The 15,939-nt window shown below is 69.5% G+C and carries 14 protein-coding genes; 6 read left to right on the top strand and 8 right to left on the bottom strand.

The genetic code is table 11. The annotated features are described in order from the left end of the window. Positions 1–40: 40 nt before the first annotated feature. Positions 41–466: a hypothetical protein gene (locus tag JJ691_RS07315; RefSeq protein WP_211768026.1), complete on the top strand. Its 426-nt coding sequence runs from the start codon at positions 41–43 to the stop codon at positions 464–466. Positions 467–663: 197 nt separating this feature from the next. Continuing rightward, on the top strand, positions 664–1,224 hold the full coding sequence (locus JJ691_RS07310; protein ID WP_211768025.1) for a hypothetical protein: 561 nt from the start codon (positions 664–666) through the stop codon (positions 1,222–1,224). A 227-nt stretch (positions 1,225–1,451) separates the two neighbouring features. Here JJ691_RS07310 and JJ691_RS07305 read toward each other — a convergent pair whose 3' ends face one another. The 4 genes from JJ691_RS07305 to JJ691_RS07290 form a co-directional block, all read right to left on the bottom strand. After that, the gene (locus JJ691_RS07305) at positions 1,452–2,390 is read right to left on the bottom strand and encodes a cyclase family protein (protein ID WP_211768024.1); all 939 of its coding nucleotides are present in this window, start codon (positions 2,388–2,390) and stop codon (positions 1,452–1,454) included. 76 nt (positions 2,391–2,466) lie between these two features. Beyond that, complete coding sequence (locus tag JJ691_RS07300) at positions 2,467–2,910, bottom strand: pyridoxamine 5'-phosphate oxidase family protein (RefSeq protein WP_211768023.1); 444 nt, start codon at positions 2,908–2,910, stop codon at positions 2,467–2,469. A 16-nt stretch (positions 2,911–2,926) separates the two neighbouring features. Then, positions 2,927–4,480 (bottom strand): SpoIIE family protein phosphatase, encoded by a 1,554-nt coding sequence (locus JJ691_RS07295; protein ID WP_211768022.1) that lies wholly within the window; start codon positions 4,478–4,480, stop codon positions 2,927–2,929. A 5-nt stretch (positions 4,481–4,485) separates the two neighbouring features. Continuing rightward, on the bottom strand, positions 4,486–4,833 hold the full coding sequence (locus tag JJ691_RS07290; RefSeq protein ID WP_211768021.1) for an STAS domain-containing protein: 348 nt from the start codon (positions 4,831–4,833) through the stop codon (positions 4,486–4,488). Positions 4,834–4,969: 136 nt separating this feature from the next. Here JJ691_RS07290 and JJ691_RS07285 point away from each other — a divergent pair, with 136 nt between their 5' ends. Then, on the top strand, positions 4,970–5,827 hold the full coding sequence (locus JJ691_RS07285) for a S1 family peptidase (protein ID WP_306291354.1): 858 nt from the start codon (positions 4,970–4,972) through the stop codon (positions 5,825–5,827). Here the strand turns inward: JJ691_RS07285 and JJ691_RS07280 are convergent, their stop codons facing one another. Beyond that, positions 5,828–6,739: a LysR family transcriptional regulator gene (locus JJ691_RS07280; RefSeq protein WP_249227754.1), complete on the bottom strand. Its 912-nt coding sequence runs from the start codon at positions 6,737–6,739 to the stop codon at positions 5,828–5,830. It lies immediately after the preceding gene. Positions 6,740–6,818: 79 nt separating this feature from the next. On the opposite strand from JJ691_RS07280, the gene JJ691_RS07275 reads away from it, so the two are divergent. Further along, entirely contained in the window at positions 6,819–7,427 is a 609-nt protein-coding gene (locus tag JJ691_RS07275) for an NADPH-dependent F420 reductase (RefSeq protein WP_211768020.1), read from the top strand. Beyond that, on the top strand, positions 7,424–8,329 hold the full coding sequence (locus tag JJ691_RS07270; RefSeq protein WP_211768019.1) for an LLM class F420-dependent oxidoreductase: 906 nt from the start codon (positions 7,424–7,426) through the stop codon (positions 8,327–8,329). The genes JJ691_RS07275 and JJ691_RS07270 overlap by 4 nt, the downstream gene beginning before the upstream one ends. 44 nt (positions 8,330–8,373) lie before the next feature. Here JJ691_RS07270 and JJ691_RS07265 read toward each other — a convergent pair whose 3' ends face one another. Then, positions 8,374–10,191 (bottom strand): M1 family aminopeptidase, encoded by a 1,818-nt coding sequence (locus JJ691_RS07265; protein ID WP_249227753.1) that lies wholly within the window; start codon positions 10,189–10,191, stop codon positions 8,374–8,376. A 77-nt stretch (positions 10,192–10,268) separates the two neighbouring features. Further along, a complete protein-coding gene (locus JJ691_RS07260) occupies positions 10,269–13,190 on the bottom strand; it encodes an AfsR/SARP family transcriptional regulator (RefSeq protein WP_211768018.1) in 2,922 nt (973 codons plus the stop codon). Positions 13,191–13,494: 304 nt separating this feature from the next. On the opposite strand from JJ691_RS07260, the gene JJ691_RS07255 reads away from it, so the two are divergent. After that, the gene (locus tag JJ691_RS07255; protein WP_211768017.1) at positions 13,495–14,634 is read left to right on the top strand and encodes an HNH endonuclease signature motif containing protein; all 1,140 of its coding nucleotides are present in this window, start codon (positions 13,495–13,497) and stop codon (positions 14,632–14,634) included. A gap of 284 nt (positions 14,635–14,918) precedes the next feature. Here JJ691_RS07255 and JJ691_RS07250 read toward each other — a convergent pair whose 3' ends face one another. Next, a complete protein-coding gene (locus JJ691_RS07250; RefSeq protein ID WP_211768016.1) occupies positions 14,919–15,902 on the bottom strand; it encodes a LacI family DNA-binding transcriptional regulator in 984 nt (327 codons plus the stop codon). Positions 15,903–15,939 lie beyond the last annotated feature (37 nt).

The following is a 15,939-nucleotide window of genomic DNA, read 5'->3' as shown; positions in this document are numbered from 1 at the left end:
CGGGCCGGCGGACCGCTCGCAAAATTGTCGCGGGAATTAATTGAGCGTTATCGACCAGCAATGCCACTGGGCCGTTCGTGGCAATCCGATCGAACACTCCGCCCAACTCGACGGTAATCCGCGGCATCGCCCCGGCCCGCCCGTCGCCCACGATTTCGCGCAGGCGGCGCACCGCGTCGAGCACGCCGACGTGTTCGAACTCCTCGCGCAGGCCGGCGACGATCGCCGCCACGCCGTAGCCGTCGCCAACGTCCTCACCTGTGGCGATGACGCGCACGGCGTCGGCCCGCAGGGCGCGTCTGGCCGCCGACAGCACGGTGGTCGCGCCCATGCCGGCCGGGCCGCGCAACACGACCAGGCGGCCGTCGCGCCACTCGTCGCCGAGCAGCGCCGCGAGCTCGCGGTCACGACCGCGAGCCGTCAAGTGACTTCGAGTCATCACAGGTTCCGTTCCCCCGAGAAATAAACCGAACCGATAGTTCAAGACTAGAGCGCCACCGCTTGGATACGCATCCACCCCAGAAAAATGTGCACCCAATCAGGTCCAAAATAACCCTGGACAAAAGTCCCAGTTTCGTTGCCCGATCGGTCGGTGAGGGATAACCCCACGCTCGGCATTTTCCCCTCGCCCGGCGGGGCCGCCCTCTGCCAGCCTCGGCGAACATGAGGATCACTCTTGCCGTCACCCTGGTGGCGACTGTCATCGCCCTGGCCGGCTGCGGCTCCGCCATCGCCGCCGCCCCGAGCTCTCCCGCCCCGGCGCTGACCACCACCGCGAGCTCCGCCGTCCCCGCCGGCGCCGACGAGCCACCGGGGCGCTCGGCCCGCTGGTGCGCCGCCGGCAACCTGAACATCCACATCGACGAGGGCCACTCCCCCACCACCGCCAACCGCCTGTTCGTCGTCCACCTCGCCGCCCGTGCCGGCGTACGCTGCGTCATCGGCGGCGCCCTCGGCGACTTCACCTTCCGCGACGACGGCGGCACCCCACTGCCCGTCGACATCAGCCACAACGACGTCAACCACCCGCGGATCACCGTCCACGGCAACGCCGAGGCCGTCGCGTACGTCAAGACCGGCCCGACCAGCGGCAGCATCCCGGCCGCCTCCGTCAGCTTCGTCCTGCCCGGGCGGTCCGGCCCCAGCGCTGGCGTCTCCGTCATCTGGCCCGCCCCGGTCGACGGCCCGGTCGAGATCACCAACCTGATGTCCCCGGTGAGCTGAGAACCTGAGATTTCCCTTGTGCAACAAACACGCGACCAAGGCGAAGGTCAGCATCGCGCAGGACGGCACCGCTACCGTCGAGACGCGGCGGGGCAGACCTACACCACCAAGCCGGAACCGGTGGAAGAACCGCCGTTCTGAGAGCGTGTTTTGAGAAGGATCGACGCAGGGCTGATCGACTCCCAGACGGTGCAGGGTGCCGACGCTGTCGGGCGCGACTCCCGCGGTCAGAATGTGGCGATCGGGTTGACCGGGCTGCCGGACGTGCCGGCGAAGCGGACCGGCGCGACTGCCAGGTGGAAGTCCCACTGGCCGAGCTCGGCAGCCGTCGTCGCGCACACCTCGAGGTCGCAGTTGTCGAGCAGCCACAGACCCATCGCAACGAGGCCCACGGCGTGAACCGGCATCAACACGTCGTCGTACCCCGACGGCTGAACGTCCTGGGGCGTGTCAGCGCCGATCAGCGCGACCTCCCGTTCACGCAGCCACGGCAGGCAGGACGCGTGCCAGCCGGCCTGCGTGAAACCGCTGGCCGCACCGGCCTCGTGCCGGACGCGGCCATAGCCGGTCCGCAGGAGTACCGCGTCGCCGGGTCGCACCCGCACACCCTGGCGACGCTCGGCCTCCTCGAGATCGTCGGGAAACACACCCTGCCCCGGTTCCAACCACGGCACATCGCGAACCCTCGCGATGTCCAGCAGGACACCACGCGTGATGATCCCGTTCGCCGCCGCCGTGACGGCCGCCCACGCCGATCCCGTTGCGGCGTCGACCAACGAGTGCGACCGCCCGTTGTACATCGTGCCGTCCCAGAAGATGTGGCACGGCGAGTCGATGTGGGTGAGGGTGTTGCCGTGGAACGTGATGCCGAGCCGCTCGGACGAATAGCCCCAGCGCCGGTCGTTGCGGAATCCGGGCAGCGGCATGTTCTCGGCACCTGGCATGTCGGCGGCGCACGGGCACGTCGTCGTCGACCGCTCCATGTCTTCCGGTACGGCAACCTCCCATGCGCACGACACGCTCCTGCCGTGGCGCACGGCCCGCGCCGCCGCCAGCCGGACGTCGTCGGTGATGTGGTTCAGAGTGCCGAGCTCGTCGTCGTCGCCCCACCGTCCCCAGTTCGACAGCGTGTTGAAGTACCCGAGCACGTCATCCTGTGTGGGCATCGGTCCCCCTGCCGTCATCCCAGCATCGACTCCTCAGGTCACGCGGTTCGAGGCACCAAGGCCTGCCGAAGTGGTGTCACTCGCGTTCGACGCGACGCAGGCCGGCGGTGGGCGTCCACCATTCGACGACGAGGAGCGTGGCGGCCTCGTTGAGGTGGGTGTGCACGACCTCGGTGACGTCGACGACAAAGCGGTCGCTGTCCTTGCCCTCGGTGAGCACGGCCCGGCCGGCGATCTTGGCTTCGCCGGGCCAGTCCTTCTCGGCGCCTTCGACTGGATCGACGGTGGCGCTGTGCAGCGCGAACCGGGGATCACGGCGCAGGTCCGCGCCCTTGCGGGCCCGAGGCATCGAGCCGAAGACCAGCTCCCCGTCCTCAAACACGGCCTCGATGCCGGAGATCCGCGGCGAGCCGTCGGCCCGCAGGGTGGCGATGGTCTTGTGCCTGTGCGCGTCGAACAGCGCCCGCACCCGGCCGGCGAACTCCGGAGCCGACCGGTCGACGTCCTGCCAACTCGTCATGCGATCACTATCGCAGCTATTCGGTGCGGTGCATCACGAGCAGCGCCACATCATCCGTGGTGGGCTGGCCCGCGACGAACTCCGCCATGAGCTCGGCGCACACCGTCTCCGACGGCACGGCGGCGACGGCGTCCAACAGCTCGGACAGGCCGACATCGATGGGACGATCCCGACGCTCCACCAGTCCATCGGTGTAGAAGCACACCGTGGCGCCGGGCGGAATGTCGACGACCCGGCCACGGCGGGGCCGACCCCGCAGGGCGAAGCCGATGGGCGGATCAACAGGGACGTCCACGAACTCGCCCCGACAACCGGGCACAGCCAGCACCGGACGCAGATGCCCGGCCAGGCACAACGTCAACCGACCAGCAGCCGGCTCAACCACGGCATACGCCACCGTGGCCATCACACCAGCCTCAAAATGACTGGCCTTGCGGTCCAACTTGTCCAGCACCACCTCCGGAGCATCGTTGTCCAACGCATACGCCCGAAGAGCACTCCGCAGCCGACCCATCACCACCGCAGCAGGAAAACCATGCCCGGCCACGTCACCGATGACAATGCCAATCCGACCATCCGACAACGAAAACACGTCATACCAGTCACCACCGACCCCCAACTCCGCACCCGGGGCATAACGACCCGCGAAATCAAGACCGGCAACCGCCGGCAGACGACTGGGCAACAGGCTGCGCTGCAACGCAGTCGTCGCAGCGCTCTCCGCATCAGACGCATGCGCCTGCACAGCCAGCGCCAACCGGTCAGCAGCGACCTGAAGCAGACCCAGGTCGTCGTCGGTGAACACACGGTCCTCGTCACCGACCCTCAGCACGCCGACCAGTACGCCGTCGGCGATCATGGGCGCGGCGGCCAGGACACGGATCCCGTTCTCCAGCAACGACGGCACGTCGACCCGGTTGCTCGTCATCGCCACCCGCTCGGCGACCACCCGGCCGACCAGCCCCTCGCTCAGCGGTATCCGCACCGAGCGGACGATCTCCCGCTCCAGGCCGACCGCGACGGCGGCGACGAGATGATCGCCGGCACGGTCGTAGAGCAGCACGCTCGCCGTGTCCACCGACAGCTGGTCATACACCCGGGTCAGCAGCGCCCCGAGCACGTCGTCGGCGTCCAGCCGGGCCAGCGCGGCGTCGGTCATCGCCTCCAGGAACCGCAGCCGGGCCGACTGCCCGGTCGGCCAGCGCATCCGCACCGTGGTGCCGCTGGGCGACGGCATGACCGTCACATGCTCGGCCAGCCGCTCGATCAGCGCCAGCCCCCGGCCGCGGTGCAACTGCTCGGCCGGCGTGGTCACATGCCAATGACCCTCGTCGCCGACGATCGCCGCCACGGCCCCAGCCTCGTACCGCAGCTCCAGGTCCAGCGGCCCGGGACCGCCATCGCGGTAGGCGTGCTCCACGACGTTCGCCATCGCCTCGTACACCGCCAGCGACACCATCTGCGTCAGATCGACCGGCAGCCCGGCCCGCTCGCACCACTCATCGACCGACCGGCGGATGCCGGTGAGCTGTTCGGCCTTGGCCAGTCCACGCCATCTCAGCGGATCCACGCCGCTCACCCGGCGATCGCGGCGGTCAGGCTCGGCAGGATGGAGAGGTCTTCGGTCAGGCCGGTCAGCTCCAGCGGGCGCAGCACCGCCGCGTCGTTGGCCACGACCCGCAACTGGGTGCCCTCATCGGCCTCGCGGTGGGCCAGCGCCAGCACCGCCAGCCCGGCCGAGGAGAAGAACCGCACCTCGGTCAGGTCGATCACCAGCAGCCGCGGCTTCTCCCCCACCAGCGTCACCACCCGACTCTCCAGCGCGGGCGCGGTGATCATGTCGACCTCCCCCGACGCCCGGACCACCACGATGTCGTCGGCCGGCCGCTCGACGACCACGTTCGGACTGCTGAAGCTGGTCACCCGCTTATCATGCCTCCTGGGCCGCGCGTCCACCGATCGAGCGAACCCTGTCCGTTCGGGAACATTCGTCCGTGAGCCAGCACCCATTCCGGCGAATCAAGGAACCTTTCCGGCTCGCCGCCCGTAATTGATATACGTGACGTCCTCTAGCAGACCCCGGCTGGGAGCGATCGCGGTCGCGGCGGTCCTGGGGGCCGGCGCGGCCTCTGCCTATACCGTGACGACGCAATCACACCCCGCACACCAACAACCAGCCCGTAACACCGTGCTCACCGCCGGTAGCGCCGAACGTCCCCAGGTGACGACGCCGACGACGACAACCCCGCGGCCTGCGCCGATCCTGCCGTTCAACGCAAAGCTCACATCACCCGACATTCCCACCCCGGCCGGCGGTTTACGCAGCGGAGCCTGCAGCGGTTCGCTGGTGGCGCCGTTATGGGTCGTGACGGCGGGGCATTGCTTTCACGATGTAAATGGCACGAGAGTCAGCGGGGCGCCGCGCTATCACATGACGGTGACGGTCGGAAAGCTGAAGGACAGCGACCCCGGCGGCGAATCGGCGCAGGTCATGGACGTGCGCCAATCCCCGGTGAACGACCTGGCGGTGGTCCGGCTGGACGCGCCGATCACCGACATCACGCCGATCGCGCTCGCCGACCGGCCGCCGACGATCGGCGAGCCGCTCCAGTTCGCCGGCTGGGGGTCGCACTCCGCCGCCGGCGGCACTCCGTCCGACCACCTCAAGCGAGGCCAGTTCACGGTCGCCCACATCAACGCCGTGACCCTCGACGCGGCCCCGTCGGTCCCGCGCACCGTGGACAACAGCCCGTGCCCGGACGACTCGGGCGGCCCGTTCTTCACCTCCGCCGACGACCGGACCGGCACTCTGGTGGCGATCGTGGACAACGGCCCGGCCTGCCCGTCTCCCGGCCTGGAGGTCATCGCCCGGATCGACGCGGTGTCGCCCTGGATCCACCAGCAGATGAACGGCTAGTCAGGCGCCGCGGTCCAACTGGTCGGCGATGTCGCCCGGCACCCGCAGCCCGGTGCTGCGAAGATCACTGACCAGCTGGGTGACAAGCGGGTCGCGCGGGCCCGTGGTCATAGCGACCAGGCGTCGTGTCCACCGGGGTTCGAATGGCCGCACCGCCCCCGAGAAGCCGGCGGCGACGGCGCTGACCGGAACCACGGTCAGGCCAAGTCCGGCCGCCGCCAACTGGGGCGCGTGGGTCGTCACGGCGGTGCGCGCCACGACCGACGGCCTCAGGTCGACCTCGTCAAGGTGGCTCTCGATCCACGCGCCGAGCCTGTTCTCGGGCGTGAAGCGCACGAACGGCTGCCCTTCGAGCTCCCGGGGCCGAATGGCCGGCTGGGCGGCGAGCGGGTGCCGCGCGGGGAGGGCCACGACGACCTCCTCCTCGGCGACGGCGGTCGTCTCGAACCCCGCGTCGCCGAGATCAGGGAACAGCAGGAGGTCGGCCTCACCGGACTCCAGCATGGCGAAGGCCGCCTCCGGGTCCGTGCTCTCGCGCAGAGCGATCGTGACCCCGGGGCGCTCAAGGTTCCACTGGGTCAGCACGGGTGCCAGCAGTGCCACCGTGAGGCTCTGCGCGCACACCACCCGGACGACGCCGCCGACGCCCTGCCCGACCGCGCGGGCAATCCGCATGGCGTCGTCGGCCGCGGCCACGGCCCGGCGCGCTTCGGGCAGCGCCGCCCGCCCAGCGGCGGTCAGCCGGACACCGCGGCGCTCGCGGATCAACAGTGCGGTTCCCGCCTCCCGTTCGAGAGCGGCCAGCTGGTGCGAGATCGCGGGCTGTGAAAGATGCAGGCGCCGTGCCGCGCGGGTCACCGACCTCAGCTCGGCGGCGGCCAGCAGGCACTCCAGTGCTCGCAGACTTGGCATGAACAAAACTTATCGTAACTCGTACTTCTATCGATTGTGAGACGGGAAGAGCCGCTTCTCACCGGCCGTTGGACCGGTCATGAGCAGCATCAGCGTCATCGGTCTCGGCGGGATGGCCCGCGCCATCGCCATCCGCGCCCTCAAGGGCGGCAACGCCGTCCAGATCATCGGCCGCGACCCGGCCAAAGCCGCGGAACTGGCCCGCACACTCGGCGGCGGCGCCACGACGGGGACGTTCGGCGCCGTCCCGGCCGGCGACATCGTCGTCCTCGCCGTGCCGTACGCCAGCGCGGCGCCGGTCGTCCACCAGTACGGGGAATCGTTGGCCGGCAAGGTGATCGTCGACATCGCCAATCCCTTCGCCCCATCCTTCACCGAACTGCTCACCGCCTCCGCCGCGCGGGAGGTCGCCGGGGCCGCCCCCGCGAGCGCACACGTCGTCAAGGCGTTCAACACCGTCTTCGCCACCGTCCTGGCCACGGGCCGCCCGCTGGACGTGTTCATCGCCGGTGACGACACCCAGGCCAAGGCGAGCGTGTCGGCGTTTGTCGAGAGCCTCGGGCTGCGCCCGCTGGACGCCGGTCCCCTGGCGATGGCGGGCCCACTGGAGCAGACCGGCCTGCTAATGATGGGCCTGGGAAGCCACGGCGTGGGGCACTACGACTTCTCCCTCGGCGTGGAATCATGAAATTCGGACTGGCGCTCCCGCACCTGGGAGAACAAGCGACCACCGAGAACATCCGGGACTTCGCCCTGTACGCCGAGCGCAACGGCTGGGATTCCCTGTGGACCGGCGACCGACTGCTCTACCCCGTCAATCCGAGAACGCCCTATCCGGCCAACGCCGACGGCCGGCTGAGTCCGGCGGCCAAACGGGTCTTCGAGCACCTCACGGTGCTGGCCTACGTGGCCGCGATCACCGACCGGGTCCGGCTCGGGGTCAGCGTGCTCAACCTGCCCTTCTACAACCCCGTGGTACTGGGACGGCGGTTGGCGACCCTGGACCAACTGTCCCACGGCCGGCTGACGGTGGGGATCGGACTCGGTTGGTCGGAAGACGAATTCGAAGCCGCCGGGGCGTCGTTTCACGAACGCGGCAAGGTGGCCGAGGAGTCGGTTCGGGCGCTGCGCGCGGTGTGGGGCCCCGACCCGGTCGAATTCGCCGGCGACTACCACACCATCCCGGCGTCGATCATCGGCCCGAAGCCGGTGCAGAACCCGCTGCCGATCGTGATGGGCGGTTTCAGTCCGAAGGCGCTGGACCGGGTGGGCCGCATCGCCGACGGTTTCACCCCCGCCGCCGTTGACGTCGACCGTCTCATCGAGATGATCGGTCTGGCCCGGGCGGCCCGCGTGAGCGGGAACCTACCCACGTTGGTCCGCGCCCACGTCCAGCCGACCGACTCGGAACTTCCGGAGCAGGGGCGGCACATCGCCAACGGCAGCTGGGACCAGATCGCCAAGGACATCGACCGGATGGCGGCGGCCGGCATCGAGGAGGTCTTCTTCGACCTCAACTACGCGCCCGGGGCCGAAAACCTGCGGACCCAGGTCGACATCGCGAGGCGGCTGAAGGACATCTGCCAGTGAGGTGTCGGCTCCCGGGCCTTGACCAGCCCGGGAGCCGACAAGCCTCAGCCCTCCACGCGGTGCGAGGCCCAGAACGAGGTCAGGTCCGTGGACCCGGCCGCCGCCTGCGCCGCGGCCTTGAACTCGGCCACGGTGGACACCCCGTACCAGTGCGCCTGGGCGTACGACTTGAGCAGGGTGGTCATCGCCGTGTCGCCGATCAGCCGCCGCAGGTCGTGCAGCGTGCACTTGCCGTAGTTGTAGACCACGGTGGAGTACCGCGACGAGTGCGCGTCCCAGTACGCCATCGAGTTGGTCAGCTTCTCGGCGCTGGACTGCCACGTGATGCCGCAACCGGAACCGGTGACGCCGCGGTACAGATCGGTGGCGTAGTCGGTGAATCCCTCGTCCAGCCAAGGGGTGTTGTACTCGTCGTCGCCGACGATGCCGTACCACCACTGGTGCGCGATCTCGTGCGGCAGCGCCACATTCGACACCAGGTCCATCACGAAGCCCGGATACTCCATGCCGCCGAACCAGAAGTTGTTGTCCAGCACCACGTCCAGCTCACCGTACGGGTAGTCGCCGAAGCGGCCCGCGTGCACGTCGACCGCGTCGGCGGCCAGCGTCAGCATGGAGTTGGCGCTGCTGCTGGAGATCCCGCTGACCGAGTACACGTTGACCCGCACGCCTTTGCCCGAGGTGGTGCTGATCTTGGCGAAAGGCCCGGCGCCCCAAGCGAAGTCCCGCACCTTCGTGGCCACCGCGTGCGTGGTCGTGGTGCTGCCGCTGGTGGTCTCGGTGGACGTCCCGGTGGCCGGGGTGAGCAGGCTCGACGGGTGCGTCAGCGTCACGTCGAAGTCGCCGATCACCGTGTAGAACGACTCGCCGTTGTTGGTGTACGGATCGAGGTGCCAGCCGGACCCGTCCCGCACCGCCAGCACCGGCAGCGCGTTGCCGATCATGTTGTACGCGCCGTCGTGGCCGAACCGGTCGGCCCCGCTGGGCACCGCGATGCTCAGGTCGAAGCCGATGGTGGCCGACTGGTTCTGGGCCAGCGGCGACGGCAGCGTCACCTTCATCGCGGTGCAGCCGACGGTCAGCTCCGAAGCGGTGCCGCCGGTGAGGTTGGTGACGGTGATCGGCGTGGTCGGGCAGGAGCCGTGGTAGTTGTCCCACAGCCGCAGGTACACCTCGGGCAGCGCGGTCGGCGAGCCGTTGGTGAAGGTCACGCTCTGGTGCCCGGTCCACGTGTCGCCGGCGGCGTTGGACGTCAGGCTCGCCGTATACGCCGGGTTGATCGGCGTCCGGGTCGCGTCGGTGGTCGGCGGCGCGCCGGTGCCGGTGCTCAGCACGAAGTCGTCGAGCACGAAGTTGGTGGCCAGGCTGGAGTCCTCACGCCCGGTCAGGGTCAGCGTCATCGTCTGCCCGAGGTAGCGCGACACGTCGAAGCTGCGCTGCACGTAGCCGGTGTTCTTGTCCAGGTTGGAGTAACTGGCCAAGGTGTCCGACCCGATCTGCACCGCCAGCGTGTCGTACTTGGTGCTGGTGGTGGTCTCCTTGGTGTCGATGTGCGACCAGAACGTCAGCGTCGCCGACGAACACGCCGCCGGCAGCGTGATCGACTGGGACAGGGTGTCGGTGTGCGTGCTGCCGGTGCCGTCCAGCCGGGCCAGTTGGGTCCCGCCGTGCGCGGGTTGGGCCGTGGTGCCGGCGATGATCGCCGCCGTCGACCCGGTCCACGGCGCGCTCCCGGTCTCGAATCCGCCGTTGCCGATCACTTGGTCCCCGCACGCCGCCGCTTGGGCCGACGGGGCGACCGCGACTACGCCTAACAGTCCCGCCGCCAGTGTGAGGGCAGCACAGAACACCCTGCGACTCATGGGTTTTCCCTTCATGGCCCCGTCCGTCGGCGCCATCCAGAAGGGTCCCTAATCGGCCAACCGGCCAACACCCGCCATCAGTACTGTTTCCACTCACCCGGGGACAAATCGAGCACGTGCCGGCCCACGAGACGGAACCCGTACCGACGGGCCAGCTCCAGCGCCGCCGCGTCCTCGCCCAAGCCGATCAGGGCCCGGCACTCCTCGTGGCGGGCCACGATCTCCCGGGCCAGGTCCAGCGCTCGACGGTGGTCGTCGGAGGCGTCCTCGCCGAGCCCGGTCCGCGCCTCGGCGAGGGCGTTCAGGGCCAACACCTGGATCCGGGGGTGGGCCTGCTCGGCCAGCGTGACGGCCTGGCGGGCCTTGGCCAGAGCCTCTTCGTGGTCGCCGCCACCGGCGAGCACGAAGGACAGGTGCGCCAACGACGACGCCTCGTCGCTCGTCGCCTGCGTGCGATGGAAGGCGTCCACGGCCTCCTGGCACAGCCGGCGTGCCTCGTCGTGGCGTCCTCGCAGACTGGCGACCAGGCCCAGGGCGTAGAGGGCATGGCCGGGACCGTCGTTCCACTCGTGCCGGTCGGCCAGCTCCAGCGATTCGGCGGCGTCCTTGGCGACCTCGTCCAACTCGTTGCGCATCAGGTTCGTCAACGCCCGGTTGAGCAGCGCCGCGCTCGCCATCTGCCGCAGGCCCGCGGACCGGGCCAGGTCCACCGCACGGCCTCGATGCCCGACGGCGGCGTCGAGTCGGCCCAGGTCCTCCTCGATCCCACCGAGATTCGAGTGCACGGCCGCCTGGCCGTGCAGCCAGTTCATCTCCTCGTACATCCGCAGCGCGACCTCGTAATGCCCCATTGCCTCGTCGTGGTCGTCCGCGAGGTTGCCCAGGCTGAAGTGCGCCGCGCCGATCGCCCGCAGATCGCCGTCGGCCTCGGCGGCGGTCAGCGCCGCGGTCGCGACGATCCGCCACTCCACCCGGAGCGACTTCTTGAGCAGGTAGAACCGGAGCGAGTCGGCCAGCTCCCAGGCCGCCCGCCAGAACCCGTGACGCACGGCGTGCTCGACCGCGGCGACGAGGTTCCGCCGTTCGGCGTTCAGCCAGGCCAGCGCCCGGGCCGGCGCGTCGAACGCGACCGGGTCCGGCAGGTCAGTGCTGCGGACGAGCCGGACCGTGCCGGGATACAGGGACTCCACCGCGGCGACCGCCGTCCGCCGGTAGTACAGGAACAGCCGGTCCAGCGCCGCCTGGCGGTCCATGCCGGAGTCGGTGACCATGGCGGTCTCGCGGGCGTAGTCCCGGAGCAGGTCGTGGAAGCTGTAGCGACCATAGGACGGTTGGTCCACCAGGTGCGTGGTGGCCAGGTGATCGAGCAGCACTCTCGGACGGGCCGTGGCCGCCATACCCGCCATGGCTGTCATGGCTTCGGCGGAGATGTCCAGGCCGGGGGCGATGCCCATCAGCCGGAACACCCACTGCGCCTCGGGTTTCAGCGCGCCGTAGGACAGGGCGAACGTGGACCGCACAGCCACGGTCTCGTCCAGCTCCAACGCGTCCAGCCGGCCCTCGCCCCGCAGCTCGGCCAGGTAGTCGACGATCGGCCGGCCCGGGTGGTTGCTCAGGCTGGTGGCCGCGATCCGCAGGGCCAGCGGCAGGTAGGCGGCGGTGCGGGCCAGTTCGGCGGTCGCCTCCGGCTCGGCGTCCGTGCGCCCCCGGCCCAGGATCCGGGCCAGCAGATCCAGGGCCTCGGCGGCGGGGAGCACGTCCAGGCTGATCCGCCGGGCCGCGTTGATCACCACCAGACCGTCCAGGCGGTTGCGGCTGGTCACCAGCGCCACGCAGGTTTCACTGGCCGGCAACAGCGGCCGCACCTGCTCGGCGCTGGCGGCGTTGTCCAGCAGCACCAACACCTTCCGGTCGGCCAGCACCGTCCGGTACAGGCCGGACGCCTCGGCGAGATCGGCCGGCACCTGCTCGGCCGGCACGCCCAGCGCCCGCAGGAACTGGAACAGCACCTGCTCCGGGCGTAGCGGCGGGCCGACGGCGAAACCGTCCAGGTTGGCGTAGAGCTGGCCGTCGGGGAACCGGTGGCGAACCCGGTGGGCCCAGTGCAGGGCCAGGGCGGTCTTGCCGACCCCGGCCGTGCCGGCGATCGTGCTGATCACCACCGCGTCGCCGCCGGCCGTGTCCTCGTCCAGCCGCTTCAGGTGCTCCTCGCGGCCGGTGAAGTCGGCGACGCCGGCCGGCAGCAGCGCCGGCACGTCCAGGCGCACCGCCGCCGGGTCCAGGGCCGGGTCGTTGCGCAGGATCGCCAACTCCAGCCGGTGCAGCTCCGGGCTCGGATCGATGCCCAGGTCCTCGGCCAGCATCTCCCTGGTCCGGCGGAACACCTCCAGCGCCAGCGCCTGCTGCCGATCCCGGTACAGGGCCAGCATCAGCTGGCCGACCGGGCGTTCGCGGGTCGGATGGCGGTTCACGTAGGCCGTCAGCTCGTGGATCAGGTCCCGGCCCTGACCCAGGCGCAGCATCGCGTCGTAGCGGTCCTCCGCCGCCAGCAGCCGGCGCTCCTCCAGGCCGCCGCAGAGGCGTTCCCGCAGCTCCGGGTCGGCGACGTCGGCCAGCGCCGGACCCTCCCACAGGGCCAGGGCCTCGTCCAGCAGGGCCACCCGCTGCTCGTCCTCGGCGTCCTTCGAGCGGGTGACCAGGTCCTGGAAGCGGTGCGCGTCGATGCCGTGGGGGTCGGCTTTGAGGACGTAGGCCGGTCCCTGGGCGACGATCTCCGCGTCTGCCAGCGCCGACCTGAGCTGGGAGACATGCACCCGGACCGCGTGTTCGGCCCGGCGGGGCGGATCCGGCCAGATCCAGTCGATCATCCGCGACACCGCCACCGGCTGGTTCACGTGCAGTGCCAGCACCGCCAGCACCAGCCGCTGCTGCCGGCCGCCGAGCGGCGCCTCACTGCCGTTCACGATCACCCGCACCGTGCCCAGCAACCGAAGCTCCACGCCCGCACCCCGATGCCTTCAACGACGGCTGTTCTTCGGTCCAGTTTAGGCGTTCTGGCGCATTCGAGTACCCCTCGGCGGTTTGAAGATTATTTTCAGTCTTCACTGAAGTCATAGGGTCTTATATCTTCAGGGCGTCACACCCAACATCTCCTTCCCCGACCACTTCACCATCAACATCCCCCCCCACCCCACCCACTTCCCCTCGGCCCTCAAACCTTTCCACCCACCCACTTTCCCTCACCCGCCAAGCCTTCCACCCACACCATTTCCCTTATCCCCCAACAATTTTCCACCCGCCCGAGTGACGAGTTTGATCTTTGCGACGAGTAGAATCGCTGGTATGGAAGAGAAAGTCGCTCGCTTGATCGAATGCGAGCGAGTCCTTCGCAAGACTCAAGCCGAGCGGCTGCGGTTGATCGCCGAGTTGCACGTCGATGACTGGGCCGTCAATGACATCGGCATGGCCTTGCAGTTGTCGCCCAGCAACGCCTCCTCGCTTGTCGAGTGGGCTACCCGTGTGGCCACGGTGTTTCCTGACGTGCTGGACGCCATGGACGCCGGGGTGATCAGCGAGTGGTCCGCACACGGGTTGGTCGATCCGACCGAGAACTACAAGCCCGAGCTCGCACAGAAGGCCGTCACGAAGACCCTGGAAACCGCCGAAGGCCGGTGCTGCCAACAACTGCGGCGGTCGGTGCGGAGTCGGTTGCAGCGGGCGGATCCCGCCGGGCATGCGCAGCGGTGCGCGGAGCGGCGGCGGGACCGGAAAGTCGTGCTCTACGACGAAGACGACGGCATGGCCGCGATCAAGTGCGAGCAGCCGGTGGAGATCGCGCAGGCGATGTATGCGAAGGTCGATCGGTTGGCGCGGCAGGAAGCCAAGAACGGGCGGTCGATGGATGCGGTGCGGGCGGATGTGGTGGCCGCGTTGGTGTTGGAGGAACCGAAAAGCGCCGGGTCGAAGGCGCTGATCCAGGTCACCGTGCCGATCACCGCGCTACTGGGTGTCGACGATCGGCCGGGGCAGCTGGATGCCGGGCAGGTGATCCCGGCCGACGTGGTGCGGGACCTGATGGCCCATCCCGGGACAGTGTTTCACCGGTTGCTGACGGATCCGGCGGGGAACCTGTTGGAGTACAGCCCAGGGATCTACCGGCCCAAGGCCGAGGTGGATCGCTTCATTCGCACCCGGAACAGGACGTGTGTGATGCCGTGTTGCTCGCATCCGTCGAGATCGTGCGATGTCGATCACGCGGTGGCGTGGCCGGAGGGCAAGAGCACCGGCACCAATCTGGGGCCGTTGGATCGCAGGCATCACCGCTACAAGCACGCGACCAAGGCGAAGGTCAGCATCGCGGAGGATGGGACCGCTACCGTCGAGACGAGGTGGGGGCAGACGTACATCACCAGGCCGGAACCGGTGGAAGAGCCGCCGTTCTGAGATCGTCTCGGCGGCCCCGCCCTAACGGCTTGGAACATCACCGACTCCTGTGCTGGTGATCCGCTGCCGCGGCCACGACGGCCGACTCCTCCGCTGACGACTCCGGGGTGCCGTCGCGGCCTTGCCACCCGACACCGTGGCTGGGGTCCGTAGGTGCGTGCGTCAGGTGGGGGCGTTGGGTGGGTCGGCGGCGGGTGCGTCGTGGTCGGGTTGCGGGGCGCGTCGTGGGGCGTCGTGGTCGCCGTGGGGGCGCGTATGCGTTGCGGGGTGCGTGTTGGGTTGTTTCAGGTGGTGGTGCGGATTATGAGCTGGGGGGCCAGCAGGGTGCGGGCTATGGCGTGGTTGGGGGATTGGATGAGGGTTCTCAGGATTTCCGCGGCCTGGCGGCCGGATTCGGCGAAGGGTTGGCGGACGGTGGTGAGGTCGAGGCCTTCGGCCAGGGGGCCGTCGTCGATGCCGGTGACGGCGACGTCTGTGGGGACGGTGGCGCCGGCGGAGCGGAGGCCGGAGAGGAAGCCGGCGGCCAGGAGGTCGTGGTGGCAGATGACGGCGGTTGGGCGGGACTCGCGCGGGCGTGAGAGGAAGTCAGCGGCGAAGGAGCGGGCGGTGGACAGGTCGCTCTCTGGGAGGTCGAACTCCTCCAAAGGGGTTTCGCCGAGGGCACGATGGATGCCGGCGCGGCGAAGCATGCCGGGCGAGACGTAGTCGGGAGAGCGCTGGGTCTCGTGCAGGTAGCCGATACGGCGGTGGCCACGGTCCACAAGGTGGCTGGCCAGGAGGAAGCCGGCCTGCTCGTCGTCGAAGGTGACGCTGGTGAAGGCGGGATGCGAGGAATCGACCAGCACGGTGGGGGGACCCCAGCGGCGAAGGCGGTCGGCGCCCTCGTCGGCAAGGGGGATGCCCATGATCACGAGGCCGTCGACGTCGCCGCGGACGGGCAAGGTGGCCAGCAGGGGTGAGCCGGCGGCGGCGACCGAAGGGGCGTCGTGCACGACCACCTCGACGTCATCGGGGCCGAAAGTGTCGAGGATGCCGATCAGCCTGGTGCGATACGACTCGTAGCTGCTGAACGGGGCGACCACGGCGATCCGGCCGGTACGCCGCTTGGCCCGCGCAGACGGGGTCGCGCCCGGGCGGTAGCCGAGCTCGCCGGCCACTTTGATGATGCGCTCCCGGGTCCGTTCGCTGACCCGGTCCGGATGGTTGAGCGCCAGCGACACCGTCGAGATGCTCACCCCAGCGGTCTCGGCCACCTGGTAAATCGTCACGTCCGAACTCCCCACCCGATCACCCTATCCGCCGCAG

Source organism: Kutzneria sp. CA-103260, from assembly GCF_018263855.1.
GTDB lineage: Bacteria > Actinomycetota > Actinomycetes > Mycobacteriales > Pseudonocardiaceae > Kutzneria.
The sequence above is the reverse complement of the archived record's forward strand: the minus strand, read 5'-3'. Positions and strand labels throughout refer to the sequence as shown.

Bases quoted from the DNA above. Each gene is read 5' to 3' on its own strand.
- JJ691_RS07305 (WP_211768024.1), bottom strand. From the start codon at position 2,390: ATGCCCACACAGGATGACGTGCTCGGGTACTTCAACACGCTGTCGAAC.
- JJ691_RS07310 (WP_211768025.1), top strand. From the start codon at position 664: ATGAGGATCACTCTTGCCGTCACCCTGGTGGCGACTGTCATCGCCCTG.
- JJ691_RS07265 (WP_249227753.1), bottom strand. From the start codon at position 10,191: ATGAGTCGCAGGGTGTTCTGTGCTGCCCTCACACTGGCGGCGGGACTG.
- JJ691_RS07275 (WP_211768020.1), top strand. From the start codon at position 6,819: ATGAGCAGCATCAGCGTCATCGGTCTCGGCGGGATGGCCCGCGCCATC.
- JJ691_RS07280 (WP_249227754.1), bottom strand. From the start codon at position 6,739: ATGCCAAGTCTGCGAGCACTGGAGTGCCTGCTGGCCGCCGCCGAGCTG.
- JJ691_RS07270 (WP_211768019.1), top strand. From the start codon at position 7,424: ATGAAATTCGGACTGGCGCTCCCGCACCTGGGAGAACAAGCGACCACC.
- JJ691_RS07300 (WP_211768023.1), bottom strand. From the start codon at position 2,910: ATGACGAGTTGGCAGGACGTCGACCGGTCGGCTCCGGAGTTCGCCGGC.